The sequence below is a fragment of the Mesorhizobium sp. M2A.F.Ca.ET.067.02.1.1 genome (genome assembly GCF_004023285.1).
Classification (GTDB): Bacteria; Pseudomonadota; Alphaproteobacteria; order Rhizobiales; family Rhizobiaceae; genus Mesorhizobium.
Window position 1 is genome coordinate 1 of record NZ_RZSB01000896.1, and the last position, 2,187, is coordinate 2,187.

Consider the following 2,187-nt stretch of genomic DNA (forward strand, 5'->3'; position numbering starts at 1 on the left):
CCTCATGCTCGGCGGCAGCGCGTTTCTGATCCTGCCGATGCTGTTCTTCGTGCCGCGCGATTATGAAGGTCCGCTGGCCGCGACGATGGTCGTCGTCGCCTATCTGGTGAACTACCCGCATTTCGCCCATTCCTACCAGATCTTCTATCGCAATTTCGGCCGCAAGGCGCGGGGCGAGGGATACGACAGGAGCCTGCAACTTCGCTACATTTTCGCCGGCGTCATCGTTCCGGGGATCATGGCCCTGTTCTTCGCCTATGGCGCGGCGGCGTCGAACACGCGGCTGCTCGGCTTCGCGGCCAATGCGATGTTCTTCTTCGTCGGCTGGCACTACGTCAAGCAAGGCTACGGCATGCTGATGGTCGACGCCGTCTTGAAGCGCAAATTCTTCGATGACCGGGACAAGAAGGTGCTGCTCGTCAACAGCTACGCGGTGTGGATCCTGGCTTGGCTGCAGACGAATACGGCTGTGACGCAGGGGCAGTATTACGGACTCCAGTATTACACTTTTGCCGCGCCGTCCTGGACTACCGATATTGCGGTGCTGGCGGCCGTCGGATCGACGGCGGCCACGCTTCTGATGCTGGCCAGACGTTGGCGAAAGAATGGAGGCCTGCCGTATAACGGCATCGTTGCCTATGTCGCATCGCTCTATCTCTGGATCCTGATTGCGAGGATAAACCCGCTCTGGTTGCTGGTGGTGCCGGCGCTGCACTCGCTGCAATATCTGGCCGTGGTCTGGCGCTACCAGACCAATGTCGAGAGAGACGTCTCGGATGCCACGAGCGACCCGGAGCCGAAAATCCTATCGGTGCTCGGGCCTCGCTACAGGTTGCGGGTCCTCGGTTTCATCATCGGCGGCGGCGCGCTCGGCTATCTCGGCTTCTGGCTGATCCCGTTCGTGCTGACCGCCCTGGTCCCCTATGACAAACAGGTGCTCGGTTCGTCGCTGTTCTTCTTCATCGTGCTGATCTTCATCAACGTGCACCACTATTTCCTCGACAATGTGATGTGGCGCCGCGGCAATCCGGAAGTGTCGAAATATCTGTTTCGATAAGGAAGTTGGCTCTGCCCCGTGTGACAAGTCATGCGATGAGCGACACATTCCCGCCGGCGTGACGCTCCAGCCGTCCGGCAAGGTCGAGCTCCAGCAGCACCATCGATATCTGCGCCGCACTCATACCCGTGTGGCGGATGATGTCGTCCACCGCGATCGGCGTGGGGCCCAGCGCCTCCAGTACATCGGCGCGGTCGTTTTCACCGGGCGGCGGCAGGGCCGAGATGTCGGGCGCCTCGGCAAGCGGCGCGGTTCTTGGAGGGCGGGTGCCGGCGAGCGGCGCCAGCGCGCCGAGCACGTCGGCGGCTTCGGTGACCAGCGTGACGCCGTCCTTGAGCAGGGCGTTGCAGCCGGCGGCGCGCGGGTCGAGCGGCGAGCCCGGCACGGCAAAGACCAGCCGGCCCATGTCATTGGCGAGGCGTGCGCTGATCAGCGAGCCGGAACGTTGCGCGGCCTCGACCACCACCAGGCCGAGCGCCATGCCGGCGACAAGGCGGTTGCGGCGCGGGAAATCCTGGGCCCGCGGCTGCCAGGCGAAGGGCATTTCCGAAACGATGGCGCCGCCGCGATCCGCGATCTCGTCGCACAGGTCGGCATTCTCGGGCGGGTAGGGGACATCGAGCCCGCCGGCCAGCACGCCGATGGTTCCGGTCGAAACGCTGCCTTTGTGCGCGGCCGTATCGATGCCGCGCGCCAGGCCGGAAACGATGGCGTAGCCTTCGCGCCCGAGGTCGGCCGCCAGCATGCGCGCCATCTTGATGCCGGCCAGCGACGCGTTGCGGGCGCCGACAATCGCCACTGCCGGCATGCGGAAGACCGCGCCTTCGCCTTTCACCGCCAGCAGCGGCGGGGGATTGTCCAAGGTCTTCAGCAAGGGCGGATAATCGGCCTCGCCAATGCCGACGAAGCGGGCGCCGGCGCGCCGGGCTGCGCCCAGTTCGGCTTCGGCCTCGGCGACGGAGGGGATGCGGGCGATACGACTGGCGCCGCCGGAGATCATCAATTCGGGCAGCATTTCAAGCGCTGCTTCGGCCGAGCCGAAGCGGTTGATCAGCTCACGAAACGAAGCCGGACCGACATTGGGCGTGCGGATCAGCCGAAGCCAGGCAAGCCGCTGCCGGTCGCTGAGG

The 2,187-nt window shown here is 64.9% G+C and carries 2 protein-coding genes; one reads left to right on the forward strand and one right to left on the reverse strand.

All coding sequences use genetic code 11. The features are described 5' to 3' along the window. On the forward strand, nt 1-1,057 hold a 1,057-nt coding region (locus EOA28_RS33370), incomplete at its 5' end, for a hypothetical protein (protein WP_128315722.1). Between the two features lie 28 nt (nt 1,058-1,085). Here EOA28_RS33370 and dprA read toward each other — a convergent pair. After that, a partial coding sequence (gene dprA, locus EOA28_RS33375) for a DNA-processing protein DprA (protein WP_128315723.1) occupies nt 1,086-2,187 on the reverse strand: 1,102 nt, incomplete at its 5' end.